The sequence below is a fragment of the Paenibacillus sp. J2R1T-4 genome (genome assembly GCF_059692235.1).
The window spans coordinates 21,478-47,402 of sequence record NZ_JCAUBA010000012.1 but is presented as its reverse complement, the minus strand read 5'-3'; the positions used below and the strand labels follow the sequence as shown (position 1 = coordinate 47,402).

The window sequence follows — 25,925 nt, the reverse complement described above, 5'->3', positions numbered from 1 at the left end:
AAACGGGCGTCCCTTCATTGAGGGGACGCCCGTTTTTAATACACCAACTGTGTAAGAATTCAGCTTTCCCAAATCCTGATGAGTGCCTGACCCTTTTCGGCAAGCCACTGTCTGGCATCCGGTGCGGCATTGTCCTCGTTGCCCTGTTGATCCAAGTACTTGAGGAAGTCTTCGACTTTCTTGATCGCCTGTTTCCTCTGCCCCTTTTGCTCATGGTCTTCCGCTTGGCGCAAAGCCTGCTGCAGCTGGTTGGAAAGAGGATGCTTCAGCTTCCCGGATTCGATGAATCTCTGAACACCATTGTGCAGAGCGGCCAGGTTGATCGGTGTCGTAAATGTGACCGGTACACTTGGACCCGACACGATACCCGAAGGGTGCATCGCCGTAATGTGGAACATGTACATAGTGTCCGGCTGAAGACCGGTTAGTTGGTACACGTTCCCTGTAACTGTGGCCATGGAGCCGGCACTTCCATAAACCTGATACGTGACGGTCGAGCCGTCAGACGCCGTTACCGGACTCCAGCTTAGCTCTGCCGATTCAGCGGTAACATTCGCAGCTTCGACCCCTTCCGGTGCCGGCACCGTCAGTCGGGTCCGGAAAGACCAGATGTCCGAGTATGCGCGTCCGCCAAATGCATCTTCCGCTAGCGCGTACCACATGTAGGTGCGGCTTCCATTGAGGCCTGCCCAGGTTACTTGAGCCGTGCTGCCGCTTGCCGCCTGAACGCTGCCGATCGCCTCGTCGGAATAAACTTTAACTTCCATCACGTCTGTTGCGACCCGCTTCACCTGCGGGGTGAGCTCCAAGTTAAGTTTAAATTCGTCCTTTGCCGCATCGTAATGGTTGTAATCATCCAAATACGGCGAGTAAGTGTTGACATAGACGGTATCGGATTCCGTATCAAAATGAAGCAGTTTCATATACCCGTTGCCGCCGTTCGGAACCCCCTGGTAATCCGCGAGGATCTGGAACACTTTGCGGTCAGGCTTGCCGTCCTTGTTATCGTCAATTTGGTCGGTCCGCAGCGCGCTGCCTGTAAAGTGTCCACTCAGAACCATTACCACGTTGGAGTTCGGGACAACGACCTTTTGATAGATTATGTTCCCGGTAGCAGAGCGTGCTGCATTATTCTGTAAATACTCATGCAACACCACTATCGCTTTGCGATCCGGATACTGCTTCAGCACTTGATTCATCCAGTCCATATCTTCGTCGCTAACGCGCCATCCCATGTAAAGGAAAATAAAATCATTTCCATGCGTCGAAATCAAATCGTAGTGCCCTCGATTGTCTTTGTAAGAGCCGCCGTAGAATGGCTTCCCTTCAAAGCGGCTAGCACCGAAATGCTGCGAGAATGCCGAATAATCCGGCACGGATGTTGCGCCTCCATCGAATACATCATGGTTACCCGCTGCTACGCCATACGGAATTCCGGCGTCCTCCAACACTTTCATGAAGCGGCTGGAACGTTCCCATTGCCCGGCGATGCCGGCAGAGTTGACAATATCTCCAACATGCGCGACATATTGAATATTCATTGTATCTTTAGCATCACGCAAGAAATTGACCTGTGACTCAAAATACTCCGGCAGGATTTCCGCGTAAATCTGCGTATCCGGCATTAACCCGAATGTAAAATCATACTGGTCGCGGCGAGGGATCTCGTCCTGCACCAGCGCCTGCACGCGGCCTTCGCGTACGTAATTGCCCCCATCTATGACGGTAGACAACGTAAAGTCCTCTTCTGACACTGCGACCATCGAAGCAAGCGAATCCCACTTGCCTGCAGCGTGATTCCAAGCGTAAAGGCTTACCTTCCGTCCTTTGAGCGAGTTTCCTTCCCAGTTCAACTCAATGCGGTCACCAGCTCCCGTTTCGGAACCTACTTCTACCTCGAAACGTTGGTATGGGAATTGTTCCGTTGAATCGGAAGTGACATATTGGTCATCCGATTTCCCCAGTGCTGTTTTCTCTTCAGCAGTCAGTTGCCTTTCCCCGGGATGGGACAACGAAACAGGAGGCTCGACGACCGCCGAGTGTGAATAGACAGTGACCTCAGGGTCTGCCGCAGTCAGGCGTTTCCCTTGATAAAAGCTGACATTTAGCGGATCCCCTGCAGGATCGGTAATCGAAACCTGCAGAACTGCATCCGTTTCAGTGTCTTGTGCACCATCCGCAGGCTGTACCAGGACTGGCGAAGCAGGCTGCTCCACCGGTGTAGTGAACCTGACGGTTTTTTCGCTGATCTTTCCCGCACTGTCTACTGCCTTTAGCGCTAACTTATGAGTACCGGGAGCCAAAGCCGCGGAGGAAGTCGCGTAGGGTGCCTCGATCACTTTGTCATCCAGCATTATCTCCAACGATTTTACGGAGGACGCAGCGTCGTAGGCGGTAGCCTCGACTACAAAGGGCCCTTTATACTGTTGCCCTTCCACGATGTTCGTCGTCAACATTGGCCCTTGATTATCGACCGTTACATTCGCCGTATCACGGCGGCCATCCGGCAGCACCGCTTCAATCCGGTGACGGCCCTCTCCGGCAACGGCAGTATTCCAGCGATAGGATACGCCGTCCCAATACGATTGCGGAATGGAGAAGTTAAAATAAACGACAGGCAGGAACCTGCCGTTGTCTCCCATATCCAGTATGGTGGCGGGATTCGAATATTTCGGATCCTTCACGACCGTTCCGTCCGCCAAAACAAGACGGACATTGCGAATATTGAAATCATCCACCGCGGGCTCCGGTTGGTTTTCATAATACGCGCGAGTTGCGGAACCCGCCCGGATCGCGATCGGGTTCGGCTGCCCGTAGCGGAACAAATCCGGACGCACAGGAACCACGATAGTTTGATAATCTTGGGTATCGAATGGAATGAGATATAAGGTCTCGCTGCCCACTGTAATGAGGTTCTGACCTATATTAATGTCGTCAGCTTCGAAAACGAAATAGGAGGTCTTCTCCAACGCTTTTTCTGTCGGGCTCACAGGCGTGCCGTCAATGGACAACGACAGCCCGTCCGCAACACCGGCCGCAGAGCCGATCAGCACCCGCTCACCGGTCAGCACCTCACCCTCTTGCACGTTCAGCGAAGGGTTTTCCTCGTTTCCGGCTAGAGAAAGCGTGCGCGGCGGGGTGGCAACGTCATTGCTGCCATCTGAAGCAGAGAAATAATATTCCAACGTCGGGCTGCCGAACCACTCCATCATCTCCAATGAATGGTGGAAGTTCCCGTCAGCGCCGCGAGGGATCTGAACCTTCATGTAGTCTGCGGTCTTGTTTGACTTATAATACAAAGCTACGCTGGCGAGCAAGCGTTCGTCACTGGCCTGCGCGGCCAACTCAATCGGCTTGATCAAATCGATGCCCGATGGATCGCTGATATCCCGGACCTCAGGCGGTACTGTGTCCGGCACCGTGCGAAGCGGCTCTCCGGTAACCTGTCCGGGCGACAACGTGCCGGGCGAAGCAGGCACAGTCTTCGCGCTTAAAAGTTTCATATCCAAGCTGCCCGCTTCCGGGGTGCCATATACGATACTCATGTCCGTTTGCACATCCAACACGCCTTGATTGTAACTGGCGCGAGCAATATCGTGTCCGGTATTCGTGGCTACGACGATTGTTCGTTCCCGAAGGTTATTTAGGCCGCCCGGCATGCGGACGATATCGCGGTTCTCCACCAAAGACGTGCCGAAGTGAGCGTTGAAGTCAGCGATTGTCTTCGTTTTGCCTTCCGTTGTAACCGCCCAGAACACGACGGCCTGCCCTGGCTGGATAATTAGAGGTTGATCCGTATAAGGCCGCCAGAACAAATCATTCCCAGGTTCTCCGGGATATCGGTACAGAATGGAATAATCTTTAAAATCAATAGGTTGATCGCTGTTATTATAAACTTCAACATATTCGAACGGATCTTCTCCGCTTACATCTCCCCCAGAGTCGGGGACAAGCTCTGTAATCAGCATGCGAGGGACAGGATCCATCGCAGGAGTTGCTGCTGAGGCTGCGAACGGAGCCGCGGGCAGCAGAGGACTGACAACTAAGCTAGCGGCCAATAGACAGGTCACACAGCGCGTTAATAACTTTTTATTCACTTATCTACTCATCTCCTTTATTGGATGACTGCAAGCAAATCTATTTTGATAGTGACTAGTCCCTCCTTTCTACTAATTATTTTATCTAATTGATTTATTAATTGGCAATATTTATTTGAGATGGGTGGGACGTCCGTAGATTCTAACTAACGTAAGTATTTACATGAGAAAAAGAGTTAGGCCGCTTTTAGGGGTTTAACTCTTTTTTCTTTGGCATCTACTGCAGAACTCGTAAAGAAATGTATGTTGATCTAGGCCGTTGACGGTGTTTTATGATCCTTACTCGAAGTGTTCCTCTTCAAGATAGATAACCTCAATCTCGTTAAACTCATTTTTCAGCTTCTCTACAAGAGATTTAACACCGAATATCTCTGTAAATGTATGGCTTCCAACAATTTGATTTAGCCCAATGAATTTCGCATATTGCACCGAATAAAGCGTTTTTTCACCTGTTACATATACATCGCATCCTGCCTCCTTAGCCTGACTGATTAAGGCAGTAGAGTTGCCAGCGCCTGTTATTACGCCAACCTTCCTAATTAACGTATTTGAATTTTTCCAAGCCTTTACATCTTCGCCCAATCTACTAGTGATTCTCTCAACCAGCTCTTCGAAGGTTATCGGTTCTGCATATTTTCCAATTCCGATGATTTCTTTATTGTCTCTAAAGTGAGTCTGCTGAATTATTTCTGATATTCCTATTTCTTTTAACAGTGAGTTGCATGTACCAAATTCAGCAAAATCCAATGGAAGGTGTATATAGAAATGAGAAATACTATTTTCTTCGAGCATCTTGAAGCATTGCTCCTTCATACCGTAAATAAAATCCCAAGCATCGTGATGTGTGATAATAAGCTGAACATTTTGGTCCACTGATTTTTTTATCACTTCTGGAGTAAGATTCGTTGTGTATCCTACTCGAAAAAATGGTTTCGAAGGTGGATTATTAAAGCCATACTCATCATTTTCCCTGAACTGTTCAATTAAGTTGCCAAAGCTGTTTTTTATAAATGTATTGAAATCATTGAGGTGCATCTTGTTCCCCCTAAATAATAATCATTTTGATAATTTTACCACATCACAACCATATTTTAAGTTGAACAAAATGAGCAGTCCTCTTCAGGACTGCTCATTTGTCATCATTTTCACTTAACCTTGAACTGCACTCTCATCCATATAGAAAAACTCCCAAAGATGTCCGTCCAGATCTTGAAAACTCCATCCATACATAAAGCCCTGATCATTCGGTTCATTTGCAGCCTTTCCGCCAGCCGCTAGAGCCTTATTAACAATTTCATTCACTTTCTCCTTGCTCTCAACTGATAATGCGATAATTGCTTCTGTACTTTTTGTAGTATCCGGAATATCTTTTTTGGTAAACGATTTGAAAAAATCTTCAACCAGCAACATGGCAAATATATTCTCGTTAATAATCATACAAGTTGCATTCTCATTCGTAAATTGGGCGTTAAATTCAAAACCTATTGCAGTAAAAAATTCTATCGTTTTATTCAAATCTTTAACCGGTAAATTAACGAATATTTGATTTGCTGTAACGGCCATTATAGATCACCTCTGAGTTAGAATAGGTTGCATTACTTGCCCCTATTATATCATGATGCTAGTATCATGATTTCTTATAGATTGCTAATATGCAAGAGAGCTGCCGGATACCGGCAGCTCGATTGTTATTCCTGATCCTCAATTTCGGTATTGATAATGGAGCAGCTTCCCTTATAGCCATCGTTCTGCATCGTTTCATCCAGATGCTCACGCATCGCTTCATCTCCAGGTAAATCGGCAACAAGCTTAACGGGAGATTGCCTAAATTCAACATGTCCCTTCGGTTTATTATCCATCCTGCATTCACCCCGTGTCTGCTGATTCCTTTTGCTTACGTTTATAAATACACTACTGCGGATTGTTCTGTTTCGGAATGGAATTCAAGCTCGGAGGATAGTCTGCTGCCTTCTTCGCTTTAATGGCATCCATCTTATCCTTAGCAAATTTGTTTGTTTTAAATGCGGGTGGATTTCTCTTTTCCAAGTCCTATCACCTCCGCATTTATCATGCGCTTAATAAGCAATTATTATCAAAATTTGATGTTCATGATAATATGTGTTGAACCGTGAGCGGAGACAACGCTTTCGTCTGATCGATGTAGATAAAAGCGTCATAACGCTTCGAAATGACTGTAGGGACGTAATTGCCCCTTTCCCTCCGTGGGTCGTATACGACGCCGATCGCACGGTGACCGATGCTGGTCGCATCCAGAACTGGTTCATCCTTGCTGAAAAAGAGAACTTGGTCCCTCACTCCGTTCCGGTGCAGCAGCTCCTCCCAGCTATTCGGAACAGCCGGCGGTACGCTCATTTCCTCCAGCGGTGCTCCCCAAGCTTTACCTGCAATAACGGTTCCCTTGTAGGTGCCGAATCCGATAGCATATACGTCCTCACTGCGCTTCTCTCGCAGCAACTGACCCACGTTGACCATTCCCTCACCCGCCATGTCCGTAGCTCGAGCGTCTCCAATATGAGTATTATGTTCCCAGACGATTGTACGAGCTCCTTCACTGTGAAATTCCATCAGTCTCTCAAGTGCCTCCACCATGTGGCGATCCCGAATGTTCCAGGAATTGATGTCATGACGAATCATCGTCCGATAGTATGCCTCCGCCCCCTTCACCGCCAGTGCGTTCATTTCGGCACTGAGTTCCTTCTCCTTATCTTCCGAATGGGAGTCCTTCCACTTATCCTGCAGCCTTCGAAGAAGGGCGACAACCTCGTCCTCGCAGCCTGCACCGTAAAGAGAAGCTGAAATTCCATACGATTGCTCGTCCCTGCCATGAGGCTCGAAACATTCGAATGCTCGTTTCGCCGTCTGCAGATCCTCAGGGTCCTTCGTACTGAGATACTTCAGAATTTCGTTCATTGATTCCCATAGACTATACACATCGATCCCGTAGAAGCCGACCTTCGCCTTGTCCGGCTTGTCTGCGTTATACTCACGAAGCCACTCAGCAAGCTCTACAATCTCGCGGTTAGCCCACATCCAGGTAGGCCATCGATTGAAATCCTTGAGCGCTTCCCTTGCATCGGCCCCAGCATCGGGGTACCCCTTGACGTAACGATTCAAAGTATAGCAGGAGGGCCAGTCGCCTTCTACTGCGATGAATCGGAACCCTTTTTCTGTAATAAGACGTTTCGACAGCTCTGCACGAACTGTATAAAACTCCGAGGTTCCATGAGAAGCCTCTCCGAGGAGCACGTATTTGGCACCGCCCGCCTGATCGATCAGTTGTCTCCTGTTCTCTTGTTTATCGAAAGGCTTTGCAAGCTTCTGAATAGATTGCATCATCAATTCAACATTCATCCCTATTCACTCCTCGTGCTCATTTCGGATTATTTCTTCCAAAGTTTGCACGTACTTAGGGCAAAACATGCAAGTTCGATATTCATCGTTGTGCAACCGCGGTCGTCTTATTCAACAAGAGTTCCTACAGACTCTTCTCCTATTGTTGAAAAATATAAATTGATCGCTTTAGAATGAAGCTTATTCTGTTGAAAGTTATAATTAATGATTACGTCCTGTATGTTTTGAAGCGATCGTTGCTGCAAAATTAATGAAGATTGATCAAAAGTGGCTGTCGCTACAACATGGTTGTAGGCCGATAATTGAGCCTGGTCATTGAAAGTGAGATAGCTCCCATTATATCCAAAGCTGTAGGTTCTCTTCATTCCATTTAATTCTGTTGTTATACTTCCCGCTTCGTTGTTTGGAAAATGGAAGGTTACAGAAAATTTTTCCTTGTCAAAATAGTAAGTTTTCCCGGAAATCTCTTTGGCAAATGGCGGTATCTCAGTAAATGGAGAGGCAGGCGATCTGCTTGCTTCTTGTAAAACCTTTTGCAACGAATGAGAGGATACGGATTCTTTCTGAATCGGTTTGGATAATAGGGATGGAATAATATAAGTGTCTAGAAGCCGCGAGGGTAAGTTATAGTCAGGTGTGCTGCCCGTCGTCACCACGACCATATTATAATCTGGAAGGATATTAATCGTTTGCCCTCCCGATCCTTGTGCTGAATAGGTATTATTACTTGGTGTCCACCATTGATATCCATACCCCGAATTGGAGAACATGTTAGATTTCACGTGATTCCTGGTAGACTCCCGTACCCATTCTTCCGAAAGGATCTGACGGTCTTTCCATTTTCCATTGTTCAGGTACAAATACCCGAATTTCGCCATATCGACAGGTTTAAGATAGAGTCCTGCTCCTGCAAGGTAATCCCCCGTTTTATACTGACTCCAATGCACATCCTGAATACCCATGGGTTCAAAAAGTTTGATCCTCGCGTATTCTAATGCCGATTGGTTGGTTGCTTTTTCCAGAATATCCGATAAAAGATCTGTCGCCCCCGTATTATAATTGAATATTGCACCCGGAGTTTCTTTCATTGGACGATTGAGTTCGAAAAATAAAGGATTATCGGATTGAGTAGCTTGAGTGTACGAATTATCTTTTGAACCGTAAGAAACGGATGATTCCTGCCAGTCGAATCCAGCTGTCATCGTTAGCAAATGTTGTATCGTCATTTCATTTTTTCTGGGATCGATGTTATCCATTTGCCAATCCGTGAAATAGGGCAACACTTTGTTATGTATATCGTTAATTTTGCCTTCGTTTATAGCCACTCCTATTAAGGCAGATGTAACACTTTTGGATGAAGATTGTAAGACATGAATGAGGTCACCCCGATAGGGATAAAAATTTGCGTTCAAAACCAGGAAGCCGTTACGGATTATGACTATACTATGCAGTTTTGATTTCTGGTCCGTTATCGATTGAATCATACGAATAAGCTGTTGTGAATCCATTCCTTGTTCTTCGGGTGTAGAGGTTCTCCACTCTGATTCTGGAAAGTAAGCATGATCTTCTATTGAATCCTGTTCTCTCTGAAAGACATCAGTACGGGAAAAGGTGCACCCTATTATTAATAAAATCGCTAAGATTGAAATAACTCGTATCACCATAAATTTCCTCATTCCGGTCACCTTCCTCCATTGTGTTCACCCTAGAGACGCTTTCCCTAGCAGCTATATACATATATTACCACAACAAATGCTAGACAGACCAAGGTCCCTCCGCTGCTTTTTTACAGCATTAATATAATGCTAATTTGAGCAACAATCGAATGACCCATGACTAGACTAATGCATAGAATATAGGGCTACTAGTTCATCGGGAGGTATGACTATGAAATCAACGGCCGTTAAGCTGTTGCTCATCGCTGTCCTTACCATTCCTCTGCTGCTCGCCGGTTGCTCTTCATCCAAGGAAGAGCTTACAACTGTGCGAATCGGAGAAGTGACGAGGTCGATTTTCTACGCGCCGCAATATGTGGCGTTATCCAAAGGTTTTTTTAAGGAGGAGGGTCTGGAAGTCGAGCTGCAAACAACGCCAGGGGGCGATAAAACAATGACTGCCCTTCTGTCGGGCGCCATCGATGTAGCTCTGGTCGGTTCAGAGACGTCCATTTATGTCCAGCAGCAAGGCTCGGAGGATCCTGTTATCAACTTTGCACAATTGACCCAAACAGACGGAACATTTCTCGTAGCGAGAAAACCGGTGCCTGGGTTCAACTGGAACATGCTCAAAGGAGTTACGTTCCTAGGCCAACGGAAAGGCGGCATGCCTCAGATGGCGGGAGAATTCACGCTTAGGAAGAAAGGCATCGATCCGCAAAAAGACTTGAATCTCATCCAAAACGTGGATTTTGCGAATATTCCAGGTGCTTTCTTGTCCGGGACAGGCGAATACGTGCAGTTGTTCGAGCCGCAAGCCACGGTGATTGAGAAAGAAGGAAAAGGCTTTGTAATTGCATCGTTCGGCGTAGAAAGCGGCAAGCTGCCCTACACGGTGTTCATGACGAAGAGCAGCATTATCGACAAGAACCCTAACACGATTCAGAAGTTCACAAACGCGATATACAAAGCCCAGCAGTGGGTAGCGGCCAAATCAGTCGATGAAATCACAGAAGCGGTTCTGCCTTACTTCAAAGATACGGACAAAGCAGTTGTGCAGAACGTTGTAAAGCGTTACAAGGATCAGGCATCCTTCGCTACCGATCCGATCGTTGACGAGCAAGAGTGGAAAAACCTGCAGGATGTCATGAAAGCGGCTGGCGAACTGAAGCAGGAAGCCGACTACAAGAAGCTGGTCAACACCAAATTCGCTCAAAAAGCTATCGATTCAGTTAAAAAGTAATCGGCATAAGCTTCAGAGAATCACTTCACTTTTTGGGGCAGAAATCGGGGTCCCCGAAAAGTAATCGGCATAAGCTTCAGAGAATCACTTCACTTTTTGGGGTAAAAGTAAGGGGGAGGTAAGCCTGTGGAATCGGCCGTTGTATTAGAAAACATAACCCATGTTTATGTGACGCATAAAGAGGCGTCCTTGGCTGTGGAAAACATCCAATTAAACGTCGGCAAAGGTGAATTTATCAGCTTGGTCGGTCCGAGCGGCTGCGGCAAAACGACGATCCTATCGATTATCGCAGGCTTGATCCTTCCGACGGACGGTATGGTGCGGATCCAAGGACAGCCGATAACAGCACCCTCTACACGTGTCGGCTACATGCTGCAGCAGGATTATTTGTTCCCTTGGCGGACGATTCTGGAAAATGCCGTAATCGGCTTGGAATTGAACGGTAAGCTTAATGCGGAGACGAAGTCGTACACCGTCAAGCTGTTGACAGAAATGGGCCTGGGCAATGTGCTGCATGCCTATCCCCAACAATTGTCCGGCGGCATGCGCCAACGTGTGGCACTCGTTCGCACGCTGGCAACATCACCTGACATCCTGCTTCTGGATGAGCCGTTCTCAGCGCTCGATTATCAGACCAAGCTCCAGTTGGAAGATTTGGTCGTGGAGACATTGAAAGCGCACCAGAAAACAGCCGTGCTCGTGACGCACGATATTTCAGAGGCGATAGCCGTAAGCAACCGCGTGATCATTCTGGACCGCAACCCAGGCCGTATACGCAAGGTGATCCAGATTCCGGAGCCGATACAAGCGCTTCTTCCGTTCCAAGCGCGGGAGCAGGTTGGATTTCAAGGGCTATTCAAACAAATCTGGCAGGAGTTCGAGCTGATGGAGCAAGAGAAAGAGAGGGCGCCGCAATGAGGAATGATCCACAACAAATAGCGAAACAAACCGATTGGATTCGCGGCATCCATCGGAATTTCATCCTTCAGAAGCGTATCGAAACTGGCTGGGTATGGACGACAAGAATACTTCTATTGCTGGTGTTCTTCTTCAGCTGGGAAGCTGCCGGACGGCTGAGATGGATCGACGTGCTGCTGTTCAGCTATCCGAGCAAAATTATAAAGCTGTTATGGGAAAAGCTGTTGGACGGCTCGCTGCTGCCGCATGTCGGAGCAACTGTTTTTGAGACAATTGTAGGATTTCTGCTCGGCACATTGCTCGGTTCCGCTCTCGCCGCACTGCTGTGGTGGTCGAACTTTCTCGCCCGAACGTTGGACCCGTTTATTGTGGTCTTGAACAGCATGCCGAAGGTAGCGCTTGGACCTCTCTTCATAGTCGGATTAGGACCAAATGTCATGTCCATTATCGCAACCACACTAGCGATCACGGTCATCATCACCACGCTCGTCGTGTATACAAGCTTCAAGGAAGTGGATTCGAACTACGTAAAGGTAGTACGTGTTTTCGGCGGCAACCGGGCGCAGACGTTCCGGAAAGTCATATTGCCTGCAACAATTCCAACCATCGTTTCTACGCTTAAAGTGAACGTTGGCTTAGCTTGGGTCGGCGTCATCGTCGGGGAATTCCTCGTTTCCGAGACGGGGCTCGGATACTTGATCATATACGGTTTCCAAGTGTTCAACTTTACGCTGGTGATCGGAAGCCTGTTCGTGATCGCCATCGTAGCGACGGTCATGTACCAGGCCGTGAGTTATTTAGAGAACAAGCTGGCGAAACGACGATAAGCGGGCACCATTAATGCCGCACTGCCTGCATAACCATTAAAAAAACTCAGACCGTCGAAACGATATCGACAGCCTGAGTTTTTAGTTTGCCAATCTACAGTACCCCATAAGACTTCAGCGTCTTCAACCGCTGGATCGTAATAAACCCGCGCCACTCCTGCTCTCCAGCCGGACTAACAGCCGGCCAATTAATCGGCCACCCGCCGTCTTCCTGCTGACCAGCGGCAAGAGCCTTCAGATGTCGCTGTACATCTTCGTCCGATACAAACTTCCGTGCATAGCTGTTCGGTTCGGGAGCCCAATCCAACACGCGGTGCACATAACCTTCCGCCTGCAAGTCCAGCTCTATAGCTTTACTGCTGCCCAACCACTCGTCGACTATTGACCAAACCTCGCTTGCCCGCACCTTATCCGGCGTATGCTCCAGAAAGGTGATCCATTGAATGCCATCGTGGAAGCCTGAAGGCTTCTCTTGCTGGAAGCACCGCCAAATGTACTCCACGTTGCTCGCAAACCAATCCTCTTGAAAACAATCAACCCGCACATTTTGCTTGTAAAGCAAGCCGATCAAATTACCCGTTGGATTAATCGAAGGGTTAAGGTCGTTATCTGTGCTCCACCAAGGTGCGTGAGGATACTCATTTACACTTCTCAGAACTAAAGGAAGGCCACCATCTTTTAAAGTAATCTCGCGCAAATAACGGCATACGCCATCCACGATTTGAGGATCGAATGCATCCATTTCGGCCATAAGCTCAAGAGCCATCTCGGTGGGCACAGGCTGACTATGCGGGTCGCGGATATCCGGCTCCAATGCGTTACCGAACCCTCCGTCACGATTCTGATACGCTCTCAACACATCAAGTACAGCCTCTTTAGTCCCGCCCTCAAAATAATATTCAAACCTTTTCCGATCAAGCAAACGTCCATTCTTATAAATAAACGCTTTGGCACGCTGAATAATTTGCTGCTTATCCATTGTCCTTTGCTCCTTCCAAAATTATTGTTGCGGTATGTACCTTTGACATAATTGATTCGCCAAACGATAGATCTCATCCTGCAGTTGCCTAGGTTCAATAACTTCAGCCTGCATCCCAAGTGAGAAAAAGAACCGCACAGCCCATGCCCATTCCGAGGTTGGACACATGAATTCGACTTGCCACTCGTCATCCGAGATTTGTCTCACCCGCTCGCCGATGTGTACATCCTGCTCAACAAGTAAGGCCCCCCGGTACGTAAGCTTCGCGATAATTCTCGTGGCCGATTGTTCGTCCAATGTCTTTTCTGCGTGAGTCAAGTGTGAATCTGACAGCAACGCCGTCCTATCAGGCTCCTCACCCTCTATCACCTCGATTTGCTCAAAGCGATCCACCCTGAAATTCCGCTTCTCCTTATGCAAGTCCGAGTAAGCTTCGCAGTACCAGAATCCATGAGCCGTATAGATGCGCTCAGGAAGCATAGGAATCCAACGGTGATGCTTTTCCGAACGATAGAGAACCTTTAGCCATTTGGAAGCTTGAACATGATCGAGCAGCTCGGTTAACAACGGTGTCTTCACTTTACGATCTGGCACTTCTACTTCAACAACCTGAAGCATTGGCTCAATCTGGCTCAATAGCTGCTCTGGTAATACGGCCTTTATTTTATTCATCACGGTCCATCTTGCTTGATTAAAAGGAGTATCGGTTATCTTAGTAATCGCTTGAAGCGCGAATAATACAGTCCACGCTTCTTGGGAGTCCAGCTGCAGCGGAGGGAGTTGATAGCCTTCCATTAGATGAAAGCCGCCTGCTGGGCCGCTCATGGAGTACAACGGCACTCCCATCTCAGATAGGGATTGCATGTCACGCAATATCGTTCTTCTTGAGACCTCGAACTTATCCGCCAACGATTGAGCATTCTCAGACTTATGCTGGAGCGCCATCACAATGGCCATCAGCCTGTCCGTCCTTTTCAACTCTGCTACCCCCTCTTGACTGCATTGTAACATTGTATTGGTGACACCTTGCATGTCACTGATTATTTATCAGTCTGATGATAGCTTCCAGGGTCATGCTAGTCAATGCTTGTCAAGGAAACGGGAACATGAGTAAGAATAACCTGACCGGTAGTTCACCGGTCAGGTTATTGGCTTGAATGTTCAATTGTTATTTCACTGCATTTCTAACAGCTTCAATTACCAACTTAACTTCGTCCTGTTCCAGGCATTGCGGATTAATGACGGCCTCATCACCCTGTACATCTATATAGACTGCTGGATTCAATCCAATAAGGCGTTTCTGAAGCTCTTTTGCACTAATAGAAGACAGTTTCATATAGACTCTCGGAATGATAACAGGCTGCACCCCAGGCTCAGTAGGAAAACCTCGACGTATTTGGACATCTGGAATTGTAGACAGCTCCGTGACCATTTCCGATACCATTGCCTCCCAACGCTCCATTAGAAGATCATAATCCCGCTTTACAAATAACTCCACAGCTTTTACGATTCCTGCGATGGTTTCCTTATCAATCTTCATACTGCGTCCAATACTATAATTGGGGTAATTGTTAGCATCGCAGTAGTTGATAAGCTCCTTTTTGCCTACAATAACCCCGGAGGATTGGGGACCTCGTAATTCTTTTCCGCCGCTAAAAATAACCAAATCCGCACCTTGGCTTAAATACTTGGTAATATTTGTTTTGGGCGGCAGCTCCGCTGCTGCATCGACCACAACAGGGATATTATATTTCCGGAGTACTTGGACAATTTCAGGAAGAGGTATGGAGCCTCTCATTCTTTCTGCTTCGGCTACGTAAAAGAATAATGCGGTTTTCTCAGATATTGCTGATTCAATCTGCTTGAGGCTGGCAAAGGATGTAACACCGACTTCAGTAATCTTAGCACCTGATAGTGAAAGCGCCTGATCATACAGAATTCTATGGGATTTGAGCATTAGTACCTCATTGGGCATGCCTGTTGTGTCCGGTAATTGCAACACCTTAGAGGCATCTCCTTTGGACATACAAGCCGCGGCAGAGATGGCAATTCCCGCCGATGCTCCCGATGTAACACTAGCAGCTTCACAACCTAGTAGTTCTGCTATTTTTTCGCCAGCCTTCTTATGGAGTGTTGGGATGTGAACATAGGAGCGAGCAGCTTCATTCATTGTGCTTACAACTTCAGGGTCCATCAATGACCCCCCTATCATCGTTACCGTACCCCAACCATTTATAATTTTCTTAATTCCCAGCATATCGTAAAAACCCATTTAGAGGACTCCTTTACTCTTAATATTCCGAAGGTCCGATATAATGAAACTTTTCATTGTACTGTAAATTTTCCAGTGGTGTAGAGAATTCCTTTATAAAAATGACTTCCATAAATTCTTCCTTGGTCTTGAATCGTCCTGAATCGTTAGGATGCTTTTCCAAGTATACTTTCCACATATTATCAATCGGCGTTGCATGAAGGGCAATGGCTTGTCGCTTAATATCAAGCACAGGGGTAATATCAACCACCCTGTTTGTAAGCTGCGGGCCGCGGGCAACATAATATTTCTCGGTTACAAAATGCGGGAGCAGGTTCATGTCCTTTAACTCAGGCAAATCCAACTGACGGCCAGCCATCCAACAAGCGGCTTCAACAATCTTGCCCGTGAGGTAATGTTCCGGATTTTCCTCATAGTGTCCCCAAGGATCAAACGAAACGACAGTATCCACCTTTAAGAATCGGAACAGAGTAATCAGACGATGGCGTATTTCGGTTAATTGCGTGTAATCCATATAATGATTTTTATAATTGAAATCGTATACCTTCTCGATTCCGAACAATTGGGCAACTTGCTGGGTTTCTTTTTCGATTCGGTAGATGGTCTCACCAATGGATAAATCATAAGAGTCCTTTTCGTCATTCGTTAACCTGATGAAATACCCTTTATAACCTTCTTTAATCATTTTTAATAGAGTCCCGCCAGCGAAGAAAGTAAAATCATCTGAATGTGGAAACACGGCAGCGAACACCTTCCCTGCATGCGGGCGTCCATCGTCCCACTGTTCAACAGTAATACTATTTACCAATTGAATTCATCCCTTCTATTGTGTGGATGTGCAGCATTACTACTTAAGTCCTGTGGAGATCGATAGCCACTGATAGTATGGGTTATTTGTGTGGAAAGGCAGTTTTAGCTGGGATAGCAAGTTTTACTACTGGTTATTGGCCTAGTTCTGAGGAAAATCGGTTCACAATGCGGAAATAAGGGATAGTCAGGTTGGCTAATTAGTGCTTGAGTGATGAAATGGGCTAATTATCCAGTAGTAACATGGCTTATATGTAACCGGCGTGCCACTATAATCCCCACTGCCACGATAAGCAGAACTGAAGGAGGAAAGAACAGCGATATTTTGCTTGAGAGAGGTGGAAATCACACAACGAATTCAAATTATTGAGACCTAAGTAGTAACTGTGCAGCCCACTATTCTCACCTTCAATATAACTTTCAAAACCTCTCGGAATCAAGAATTAATATACTCTGTTTTCAACAATTCTTAACGGCGTCGTCAAAGAGTTTTCTGTAGTGATACATCCCAAAAGAATTTTCCAAGTATTCTATTGAATTCCAAAAGGTTTCCTCATTGAATCCTTCAAAATCCAGTATTATATACTCCGCAAGACTATGGAATGCATGTGCAACTCGGAAATTAATATTAAAGTTTTCATCATAGTACTTGTCAGTGTTCTTTATGTCGAGAAAAGCTTGATAATTAAGTATTTTATATGCCTTCTTCCTTATTTCATTCATTCGACCAACTCCTAGTCTTTTAGTGATGAAAGACAAGCCTGAGTCACAAACCTCACTTGCGTTCGTTGGTTCAGCAGTTCCGCGATCCCTTTTGCTATCTTTTGAACCCCTTTCTCAATTAGACCCTCTTCCACTTGAGAGATACTGAGGCGAATCACGTTTTCTTTTACAAATTCCGGGAGGTACATACGCTCTGCATCGTCCACCAACACATTATCCTGCTTGAGGTGATCCATCAGTTGCTTTGCTTTCAGCGGTACAGGCAATTCAATTGTGGAGTAGAACCCGGATAACGAACCCGAATACATGACCGGAGCGGGTAGGAACCTTTGGAACGCTTGCTGCAGAAGGGCTGCCTTCCTGCTATACATCTGTCTCATCCGATCAATATGCGCATGGAACATCCCGCTCTGGAGGTAAATCTCTAGCGCGCCTTGCGTGAGCATCGGTGAATGCACGTCCGCAGCGAATTTGGCCTGCAGAAAAGCTTGCTGCAGCACATTGGGGAGCACCGCGAGACCGAGTCTCAAGCCTGGAAGCATAACCTTCGAAAAGCTTTTCACATAGATGACTCTACCGGAGGGATCGTAAGCAAACATCGGGTCCGCCTTCATATTCGGATCGAGATCGCCCATATAGTCGTCCTCGATGATGTACACATCGTATTGCTGAGCGAGCTCCACAATCCTTCTCTTCTCCTCGTTCGAATGGCTGTAACCCGTCGGATTGTGAAACCGGGAGACCATGTAGAACAGCTTGATGTCGTGATGCTGGAACAGCTCCTCCAATCGCTTCAGATCGATCCCGCCTCTCCCCACTTCGATCCCGTAAGCCGTTGCTTGATGCTGTCGGATAGATTCGATAAATCCGGCATGCGTAGGCTGTTCAAGGCAAATATTGCGCTTCCCATTGGGAAAAGGCAGGGATACGAGCAGGTGCAGAGCTTGCTGTGAGCCGGTCACCACATAGATTCGCTCGGGTACCGTGAACACCTGCAGATCTTGCAGATGCCGGGCCAGCTGTACCCGCAGCGAATGCAGCCCTTGAATATCCGAATAAGTGAACATATCTTCTTTATACCGCTCAATCGCCTGATTAATGCAATGCTGGAAGTCTCGGTAAGGCATCGCCTGTTTATCGGGACCTGCGGAATGAAAATCAATTCGGGCACCTGCTTCGTCCGTTCTCTCCTTGATTCGGTAGCCCTCCACGACATAATAGCCGCTTTGGGGCACAGAATAAATCATATGTCTCTTCTCTAATTCATCGTACGCCTTAATCACCGTATTCTTGCTGCAAGCGAAGTCTTTGGATAAAGCCCGAATGGAAGGCAGTTTGTTCCCCGGCTTCAATAAGCCATCCTCAATGCGTTGCTCCATCTCTCTCACAATGGCATCGTATAGCATCCTTATCGTCCCCTTCCTACCGAACTGTACGGGTACAATTCTAGAAAACTGCTATTTTGGATTCAAATAGATACCCGTATACTCTACATGACGAAACTGATTTTCGTTGGAGTCCATTTTTGCCATTATGCTAATGTTGGAGGAGGAATGCAAGATGAAGAGAGTCAAGGTTGTACTTCTACTAATGATTGCGCTGCTGCTTACGAGCCCCCTTGGTAGTATCGCTAGCTCGGCAAGCACAATGTCCGGTGTAAAAGAACTCCATGTCGAGGAAATATTCCATGGTATTCAAGGAACGACCGTAATCAAGAATCTGAAGACGGATCAAATCTACACCTATAACCTCGATAGGAGCGATGATCGCTACACACCCGAATCTTCTTTCAAAGTTCCGAATGCATTAATCGGCTTGGAAGAACACGCCGTGGTGGATGAATACGAAGTCAAGCGCTGGGATGGGGTCGTCCGGGAGTTCGATGTCTGGAACCGGGACCACACATTAGCTTCCGCCATGAGGCACTCCGCTATCTGGTATTACCAAGCACTTGCCCGGGACATCGGCCCTGCGCGGATGCAGGGCAGCCTGAGTCGTATCGGATACGGCAATCAAGACATTAGCGGCGGGATCGATGCGTTCTGGTTGAACAGCAGTCTGGCCATCTCCGCACAAGAGCAGGCCGATTTCATGGAGCAGCTAGTGGAAGAGACGTTACCCTTTCATGAGCAAACGATGAAAACAGTCAAACGCATGATGATCGACAACGAACAGGACGCATACACGGTTCATGGCAAAACGGGCACGAGGTTGTCAGATCTTGGCCTCGGCTGGTATGTCGGCTATGTGGAGACCGATAAGGGAATATGGGTGTTCGCAACCAACGTTGACAGCAGCGGCACGACCGCCAAGAATATTACCCTGGCATGTTTGGAGCAACTGAAAATTATGTGAGCTCCATGCTTCAAATGTATAGAAAGAACCCGGCTAACTTAAAGCCAGGTTCTTTCTTCTGCACGATTGCCTATTAATTCTCAGCTTTAAACTTGAAAGTCTTGCCTTGAGCGGAACTGATCTGTTCGGCATACGCTTCAAAGATCGTTTTACCGCCGTATTTGGTCATGATCTCTTGACGGTATTTCGGCCAGTTGGATGCATCCTTCTCATCAAATACAATGTTGACGTGGAACTGGTTCATCTGCTTGCGGAAATCGGCCAAATTGACACCCTGCGGGGTTGACACGTTCGTCCCGATCGAAGGGATATATTTATAAGACTTCAGCTTCTCCAATATTTTACGATCCCGATCCGTCTCACGAGAATCAGCAAGCTCTAAGCCGATCAAACCGTAATCATTCGTTGGGGTGAACGATCCATAAATATTAAGGAAATTGCCGACATCCGTAATATCTTTTTTGAATGCGTCAGGAATAACCTCGATTTTATTGCCGGTTTTCTTGTAATGCTTGTTCTCGATGCCATAGTGCGTCATAAGGTAGCCTTCTTGGCTGAACAACCAGTCCAGAATTTCCACTGAACGTTTGATTTTATCTTCAGGGGTTTTCACACCGAACAAGAACGGGTTGCCTGGGAGCGCCTCGGAGAATACGCCCGTTTTGGCCCAAGGATTGAACGGCTGCCAATCAACTGTCTGGACGCCTGTAACTTCCTTCGTTTTCTGTTGGATGCTGTTCGGATGGTTGTCAAAAGCGAATTCACGTGAAGAAGTATAGATCATACCGACCTTGCCCTGTTGGGCTTTTTCCACTTGCTGTCCGCCCTTATTAATAAACCAGTCGGGATCGACTACATTCTCGCTCAGGAGCTTTTTAAGGTCATCCATTGCTTTTCCCATTCTGATGTCGCTGCCGACGTCTACAAACTGATCTCCCTCTAACATGAAAGCGGCAATCAATCCATTATTGGCAAATTGAGGAAAATCCCGCGGTATAGTTGTGGATGAACCAGCTGCGGTATATCCGTAAGTATCGTTCTTTCCGTTGCCGTCCGGATCTTTGGTAGCAAACGCTCGCATTACGGTCAACATGTCATCATATGTTTCCGGCATTTTCAGATTCAGTTTGTCCAGCCAGTCTTTTCTCACGTAATAAGATTGATATTGCGTCTTCCCGAAAGGCAAAGGCGCCCGTTTGAACACTTTTTCAACCTGGTACCGTTTCAATTCGTCTTGGGAGACCCAATATTTGAAGTAGTTGGGCATCGTTTGGGCGGTGACATATTTGGTCATGTCCGCAACGACTCCGTCAAGGATGTACTTCTGGGAATCTACCCCGCTAGCTATAAAAAGGTCCGGAGTATCGCCGGAGCTGAGCTTCAAATTCATTTTGCTCGTATAGTCCGTTCCGATTGCAAGGTGTTCGATTTTCAAATCTACGTTGAATTTCTGATCGATCGCCTTCTTGACAAAGTCCAGATCCCCTGCAGGCAGCTGCGAGTTGTTCGGAGCATTAATGAACCATTTCAGCTCCAGCTTAGGCTTGGCAGTGGATGAATCTGTGTTTCCGACGGGATTTTCTGTTGGTTTCGGATCATTGGATCCGCCTCCGCATGCGCTCAAAATCAACGAGGAGACCAGGGTGAGAGCGGCGATTTGGCGTAATTTTTTCATTCGAAAATTAACTCCCTTTCCAGTATTAGATAATGGCAAAGCTTGAGTAAATCAATGCACTTTCGAAAGCGATTACATTGTTCCGTTATGTTCCTGTATCTGAATATTATAATACAGGTTACATATAGGTACTTTTGTAGTATACAATATGCCTAGGAGGAAATCTAGACTTTCTTACAGAATCTACATATTTAATAGAGCAGAATTCATAGAATGCGATCAGAGCAGCCCCTGCTCACGCATCCAGCCTGTATAGTCCTCATATAGCCGGACGGATGACTCATGACCAGCGTGCACCGGGCTTCCCGGTTTGTTCATAAGGCCTAGATATTGATAACACAGCACCTTATCCGCATAGACCGATACAATTTCCAGCTGCCGCTTGATCCGTTCGAACGCTCCTGGATGAAGCACCTTGCCTTCAAAACGGAACAGCTCGATATCCGCCCACAGCGGCTTGCCTGCACGATCATGGATGTCCCTCAGCCGTGCGAACGTCTCGACGGCGGCTTCATATGTGGTCCGATTTACACCGATTTCATCCTGATATGCGATGAAGTCCACTTCCAGTGATCGGATTTGGTTCACGAACCGATCGTCCGCAACGACAGAACGAGTTCCGTATGGAGCGATGAGCACTTTTTGCGGACCCAGCTTGCGGCAGAATTTAGCCAACTCGTTGGCATATCGGATATAAGGATCGGGAAAATAAGTATGAATAGCCGCCTCCACCGGAAAGTACCATCCAGCAAAAGACTGATGGTGACCGTAACGCGCTATTAATTCTTCGGCGACCTCATGCCTAAGCTGAGAGGAATCGCCCTGAATTGACAAACTGCCCATAATCGGGGTAGTGAAAAAGCCGAGGCCCAGGAACAACTGCATCCCTAGCCGATCGCCGGCCTTGAGCACCGCCTCCAACGGATCCGGGCATACGGTGTCCCACCTCCAAGGAAGCACTTCTGAAGGGTAAAAGGCTTTGCCGTGCAGCGCCACGCTCAGCAGAACGAGAGTATCGAGTCCGGCCTCGGCCATTTCGGTCAGCTTGAGATCCCAGTCCTCTGCAGTGAACTTCTGTGTGGCGGCATTCCACATATCCCCCTCATAAGGGTTACAATGAAAAAAATCAAACCAGGAACCGGTTATTCGTTGCAGTGCCATCGTCGCTTCCACCTCATACTTATTATACGGATTCTAAGTTTCCCGTACTTCAATTCCGCGGAATTATTATCCTAATTATCTACCGAAAAAGGAGCACCACTCCATTATAAGAGGGTGCTCCTTTCACTGTAAAGCATTCTTGGAATACACTGCATGCCACTATTATTCATGATCTGACGATAGCTGAGACATAATGTGTCGAAGCAGCTCTACTGCTCGATCTGAAAAGCTGCTAGTACCGAACACGGCTGCGGTCTGTTCCAAGTGTACGATCAACGCGCGAATGGTCTCGATATCGGAAGCAGACAGCATAAGTGCCGGCAAAACATAGGTCTTATCCTCGTAGTGATAACCGCGATGTTTGGCATTATAGGCGAGAGGCGCACCAAGGGTATTCGTAATATACTCTATGTCCCGACATGCCTGTCTGACCGATATCTCGAAGCGCTCCGACAAATGACTGCTATTCGGGTATTTCCCATACCTTACTTGCTCATCAAACCATAGAATTCGGTGCAAATTCCCCATTTTGGATCACCGCGCATTCTGCTCTTGGGCATAACTCTCATCGTAATCCTGAGCAATTCTTCTCAATCGTTCTTCAATATTGATCCTACCGCCTCTAGTGATCCAATCCTGCAGGATATCATTGTTCCAGAATTTCCAGAGTCTCATTCCCGATACATCAAAAGCGCTTAGTCTTGCATTCTCTAACGATTGGAGAAAGGGACTGTACAAAGGATCCGTTAACTGCCCGCTGCTGGCGGCGAGAGTACGGGTGACGGCCAAGTTGTACTTGGCCCACTCCTGACCCGCTTCCGTATGTGGAGATGCGAGCTCCTGCAGAAACGCCCATGCTAAATTAACATCTTGAGTGTGAGCGGAGATACAGTACCCGTATACCTGGAACATATTGCGGTAAGGAGTCTCTCCCATACGCGGGGGCATGACGACGCCGAATTGCTCGCGTTGCGCTGCGCCCATCGGTTTGATCGTCCAGTTGGCATCATAGTAGATCGCCATTCTGTGATGTATAAAGCATGAAATCCAGGTTTCTCTCCCTACATCCTGCACAGGGGATATCTCCAGAGGATGGAACATTTCAATATACTTTTGGATGGTCTCTACAGTTGCTGGCGAATCCAAGTATCCGCTTGCCCGGCTTGCATCTTCGGATAGGAATGCCCCGCCATTGCTCCATATAAGCGGCTCTAGCGGAAGAAGTCTGGGCACCATGTACGCTCCATAGCGAATCACTTCGCCTTCGGCATCGTAGATGTTCAGCTTTCTTGCTTTTTTGACGAACTCATCCCACGTCCAATTGTCTCTGGGGAAAGCAATGCCTGCTTGATGCAATAAAGCCTTGTTGTAAAAAACGCCCGGCACTTCTGCCATCACAGGCAATGCTGCTAACCGCCCTTGATCCGTATAGGCTTGGATCACGGGAGAGTAGTAGTCGCTCAGGTCAATCGATCCATCCTGTAATAAAGAATTCAGATCGACTACAATGTTGTGGTCGAGCAAAGGAGTTATGTTATCTCCATCCCACTCAATCAAATCTGGTGCATCCCCGTTCTTCACCTTCTGCTCCAGAATTTCGCGCGGCAGAAACTCGATCTCAATCGTCACCCCGCTATGCTTCTCTTCAAAAAACTTCTTCGCGATTACTAACACCTTGTGATTCTTCTCGTCACTGGCTGCCACCTTTAATATCATGGACGACACTCTCCTTATGATCACGAGTATATAATCAGACTAGGCTCGTGTTGGTATGCGCCAATCATATAATAGTTGGTCTGACATAACGTGTCAGAGGTCTGCAAAGGTACGATGTTTGAGGGATAAATTCCGCTCCAGATGTCCTGCCAAGGCTGCTAACGAATTCCCTATTGGCCTTCCCGTCAGCTGTTCAACCTGCTCGGCTGCAGGAACCATGGATAGTTGGGCTGCAACAATATGGTGATCCGGGTGCTCTGCAGCAATTCGGCTCAACCCTTCCGTTACTGCGGCTATGTATTCTTGTTTCCGTCCTTGCATAATAAGCTCAAAGGTATGATCCAACAGTTGAGCTTCCACTTGAATCTCTTTCCCGATTACAGCGGAATAATGTTTCCATTGCTGCAGGGTACCCTCTACTGTATTCGGGTTGGTGAACACCAGGATGACTGGCTTTTTTATCTCGCAAGTGTCATGGAACAGAGGCTCCTCCAATTTGAAGATCGGAATGGAATAACGATTCAGGAGCTCTTTTTGTAAGACAGCTGTAAAAAATGTACATGTTATCAAAATCGCATCCACATGACATTTGCTGATCCATTCTATGGTTTCTATCACTTTCTGTTCCGCTGTGTCGTTATTGAAATCCGCATCCTTTGTCATCCGATCGAGTCCGGGGTCAACAAAATGCACCAATTCTACTTCATAAGCAGCAAGTGCTTTCTCTATATGTTCAATATTCGAATAATGCGCGTGGAAGCAGCCTATTGTTGTCATGTTCTTTATGCTCCTTGAAGAGTTTCTACGGATTATACCAATAACGAGCCCCACTTGTACATCCAAGTGATGAGGCAGCCAGCATGTAACTTTATCCCAATATGTAACGTTATAGAGGTAAAGGACGGTGTTGAAATGAAAAAATGGCTGCTGACGTCACTTCTGCTAATGTTCCTCCTTCCCGCGCATACTTCTTTTGCTCTATCCTGTGCTCAGATGCCTTCCACTGAAACTGCCTATGAGAAATACGATGGTATCATAATCGGTCATGTGGAGGGTGTTACCCGGACCAAGGATCATAACGAGATCGATATTACGGTGGTCCGAAGCTTCAAGGAAATTGATATCAACAAATTGACACTGGAGGAGAATATTACTTGGGGCTCATTAAATGGACCGAGTAAGATCGGGGAGGAGTATTTATTTTTTCTTAAAAAGAAGGACGCTGGTTGGGAGAATCCGCTATGCTCCCCATCCAAGACAGCTTCCACTGCTTCTAAAGAGCTTGCGTTCCTTCAATCCAAGGAGATTCCCTTAAAAAGTCCGCCAGTCATTCCAGTTGAACCTGCTTCTTCGAAATGGACCGTACCCATACTCATTGGTTCTTCCGTAGGAATATGTGTAGTAGGGATTATGCGTTATGTTAAGAGGAAGGACAAGTGAGATTGGGTTGGCTCTAGCTTTCGTTGTGCCACTCTCCCTCTCTATTCCCCATGCATAACTTGTCGGCTGTTAGTCAGCTTTTTCAGGAAAATCGGTTCACCATGCGGAAATAGAGGATAGTCGATTAGCTATTTAGTGCCTGAGTGATGAAATTGCCCAAATAGCCAATAGTAACATGGCTAATCTGTAAGTGGCGTACCACTACATCCAAACTGGCCACGGTAAGCAGAAGGGAAGAAGGAAAGAACAGCAATATTTTGCTTGCGTATGGCGGTATGCTCCGATTAGTAAGCTTTGGTGGTACTGCGTAGGTATTACTCCATAGAGATTCGTGTGTTCACTCCGATTAGCAAAAAATGAGTCTTCGTGATTACTCCTTTTAACTGCAAAAGCTGCAGTTAATTTCCTGGAATCGAAGCATGATGACAACTTAACTGCATTTCCTACCGTTAATTCTGTGAAAGTCGGCTCATTTCGATAAAAGTCCAAAAATTACCTGCAGGTTTTACAGTTATTACTCAAATAGGCTACCGTTAGAGAGAAATTAACTGCAGATTATGCAGTTACTTACCCGTATTATAGCTAGATAATCTGCATCTGCACCCTTTCCCCTCCATAACCAAATATCCACCTAAGTAGTGTTGAAAAGGGAGAACCTTCGATCCCAACTCGAGACTTATACTTT

The 25,925-nt window shown here is 46.9% G+C and carries 22 protein-coding genes; 5 read left to right on the top strand and 17 right to left on the bottom strand.

The window, feature by feature from the left end:
- Positions 1–59: 59 nt before the first annotated feature.
- From AC58QD_RS19665 to AC58QD_RS19635, 7 genes are all read right to left on the bottom strand, one after another.
- Positions 60–4,097, bottom strand: a complete 4,038-nt coding sequence (locus AC58QD_RS19665) for an FIMAH domain-containing protein (protein ID WP_497336389.1) — start codon at positions 4,095–4,097, stop codon at positions 60–62.
- A gap of 279 nt (positions 4,098–4,376) precedes the next feature.
- Entirely contained in the window at positions 4,377–5,132 is a 756-nt protein-coding gene (locus AC58QD_RS19660) for a Nif3-like dinuclear metal center hexameric protein (protein ID WP_497336387.1), read from the bottom strand.
- A 114-nt stretch (positions 5,133–5,246) separates the two neighbouring features.
- Positions 5,247–5,660, bottom strand: a complete 414-nt coding sequence (locus AC58QD_RS19655) for a VOC family protein (protein ID WP_497336385.1) — start codon at positions 5,658–5,660, stop codon at positions 5,247–5,249.
- A 125-nt stretch (positions 5,661–5,785) separates the two neighbouring features.
- Positions 5,786–5,956, bottom strand: a complete 171-nt coding sequence (locus AC58QD_RS19650) for a hypothetical protein (RefSeq protein ID WP_497336383.1) — start codon at positions 5,954–5,956, stop codon at positions 5,786–5,788.
- A 52-nt stretch (positions 5,957–6,008) separates the two neighbouring features.
- The gene (locus AC58QD_RS19645) at positions 6,009–6,143 is read right to left on the bottom strand and encodes a hypothetical protein (protein ID WP_497336381.1); all 135 of its coding nucleotides are present in this window, start codon (positions 6,141–6,143) and stop codon (positions 6,009–6,011) included.
- A 60-nt stretch (positions 6,144–6,203) separates the two neighbouring features.
- Complete coding sequence (locus AC58QD_RS19640) at positions 6,204–7,469, bottom strand: erythromycin esterase family protein (protein ID WP_497336379.1); 1,266 nt, start codon at positions 7,467–7,469, stop codon at positions 6,204–6,206.
- Positions 7,470–7,576: 107 nt separating this feature from the next.
- Positions 7,577–9,145, bottom strand: a complete 1,569-nt coding sequence (locus AC58QD_RS19635; protein ID WP_497336377.1) for a serine hydrolase domain-containing protein — start codon at positions 9,143–9,145, stop codon at positions 7,577–7,579.
- A 211-nt stretch (positions 9,146–9,356) separates the two neighbouring features.
- Here AC58QD_RS19635 and AC58QD_RS19630 point away from each other — a divergent pair, with 211 nt between their 5' ends.
- From AC58QD_RS19630 to AC58QD_RS19620, 3 genes are all read left to right on the top strand, one after another.
- Positions 9,357–10,367, top strand: a complete 1,011-nt coding sequence (locus AC58QD_RS19630) for an ABC transporter substrate-binding protein (protein ID WP_497336375.1) — start codon at positions 9,357–9,359, stop codon at positions 10,365–10,367.
- A 126-nt stretch (positions 10,368–10,493) separates the two neighbouring features.
- Positions 10,494–11,285 (top strand): ABC transporter ATP-binding protein, encoded by a 792-nt coding sequence (locus AC58QD_RS19625; RefSeq protein ID WP_497336373.1) that lies wholly within the window; start codon positions 10,494–10,496, stop codon positions 11,283–11,285.
- Positions 11,282–12,112, top strand: coding sequence for an ABC transporter permease (locus AC58QD_RS19620; RefSeq protein ID WP_497336371.1), 831 nt, complete (start codon positions 11,282–11,284; stop codon positions 12,110–12,112). Before AC58QD_RS19625 ends, AC58QD_RS19620 begins: the two co-directional genes overlap by 4 nt.
- Before the next feature lie 94 nt (positions 12,113–12,206).
- On the opposite strand, the gene AC58QD_RS19615 is transcribed toward AC58QD_RS19620, so the two are convergent.
- From AC58QD_RS19615 to AC58QD_RS19595, 5 genes are all read right to left on the bottom strand, one after another.
- Positions 12,207–13,091 carry a hypothetical protein gene (locus tag AC58QD_RS19615; RefSeq protein ID WP_497336369.1) on the bottom strand — a complete coding sequence of 295 codons (885 nt, stop codon included), beginning with the start codon at positions 13,089–13,091 and terminating at the stop codon, positions 12,207–12,209.
- A gap of 21 nt (positions 13,092–13,112) precedes the next feature.
- Complete coding sequence (locus AC58QD_RS19610; RefSeq protein WP_497336367.1) at positions 13,113–14,069, bottom strand: helix-turn-helix transcriptional regulator; 957 nt, start codon at positions 14,067–14,069, stop codon at positions 13,113–13,115.
- A 190-nt stretch (positions 14,070–14,259) separates the two neighbouring features.
- A complete protein-coding gene (locus AC58QD_RS19605; RefSeq protein WP_497336365.1) occupies positions 14,260–15,363 on the bottom strand; it encodes an aminotransferase class V-fold PLP-dependent enzyme in 1,104 nt (367 codons plus the stop codon).
- A 19-nt stretch (positions 15,364–15,382) separates the two neighbouring features.
- The gene (locus AC58QD_RS19600; protein WP_497336363.1) at positions 15,383–16,171 is read right to left on the bottom strand and encodes a PIG-L deacetylase family protein; all 789 of its coding nucleotides are present in this window, start codon (positions 16,169–16,171) and stop codon (positions 15,383–15,385) included.
- A gap of 733 nt (positions 16,172–16,904) precedes the next feature.
- Positions 16,905–18,299: an aminotransferase-like domain-containing protein gene (locus AC58QD_RS19595; protein ID WP_497336361.1), complete on the bottom strand. Its 1,395-nt coding sequence runs from the start codon at positions 18,297–18,299 to the stop codon at positions 16,905–16,907.
- Positions 18,300–18,453: 154 nt separating this feature from the next.
- Here AC58QD_RS19595 and blaOXA point away from each other — a divergent pair, with 154 nt between their 5' ends.
- Positions 18,454–19,248, top strand: a complete 795-nt coding sequence (blaOXA, locus tag AC58QD_RS19590) for a class D beta-lactamase (protein WP_497336359.1) — start codon at positions 18,454–18,456, stop codon at positions 19,246–19,248.
- Between the two features lie 73 nt (positions 19,249–19,321).
- Here the strand turns inward: blaOXA and AC58QD_RS19585 are convergent, their stop codons facing one another.
- The 5 genes from AC58QD_RS19585 to AC58QD_RS19565 form a co-directional block, all read right to left on the bottom strand.
- On the bottom strand, positions 19,322–20,923 hold the full coding sequence (locus AC58QD_RS19585) for an extracellular solute-binding protein (RefSeq protein WP_497336357.1): 1,602 nt from the start codon (positions 20,921–20,923) through the stop codon (positions 19,322–19,324).
- 219 nt (positions 20,924–21,142) lie between these two features.
- Positions 21,143–22,084, bottom strand: a complete 942-nt coding sequence (locus AC58QD_RS19580; protein ID WP_497336355.1) for a DUF4434 domain-containing protein — start codon at positions 22,082–22,084, stop codon at positions 21,143–21,145.
- Positions 22,085–22,246: 162 nt separating this feature from the next.
- Positions 22,247–22,612, bottom strand: a complete 366-nt coding sequence (locus tag AC58QD_RS19575; RefSeq protein ID WP_497336353.1) for a hypothetical protein — start codon at positions 22,610–22,612, stop codon at positions 22,247–22,249.
- 6 nt (positions 22,613–22,618) lie between these two features.
- On the bottom strand, positions 22,619–23,800 hold the full coding sequence (locus AC58QD_RS19570) for an ABC transporter substrate-binding protein (protein ID WP_497336351.1): 1,182 nt from the start codon (positions 23,798–23,800) through the stop codon (positions 22,619–22,621).
- A gap of 93 nt (positions 23,801–23,893) precedes the next feature.
- Positions 23,894–24,577, bottom strand: a complete 684-nt coding sequence (locus AC58QD_RS19565) for a hypothetical protein (protein ID WP_497336349.1) — start codon at positions 24,575–24,577, stop codon at positions 23,894–23,896.
- Between the two features lie 135 nt (positions 24,578–24,712).
- On the opposite strand from AC58QD_RS19565, the gene AC58QD_RS19560 reads away from it, so the two are divergent.
- Positions 24,713–25,240 (top strand): hypothetical protein, encoded by a 528-nt coding sequence (locus AC58QD_RS19560; protein WP_497336347.1) that lies wholly within the window; start codon positions 24,713–24,715, stop codon positions 25,238–25,240.
- Positions 25,241–25,925 lie beyond the last annotated feature (685 nt).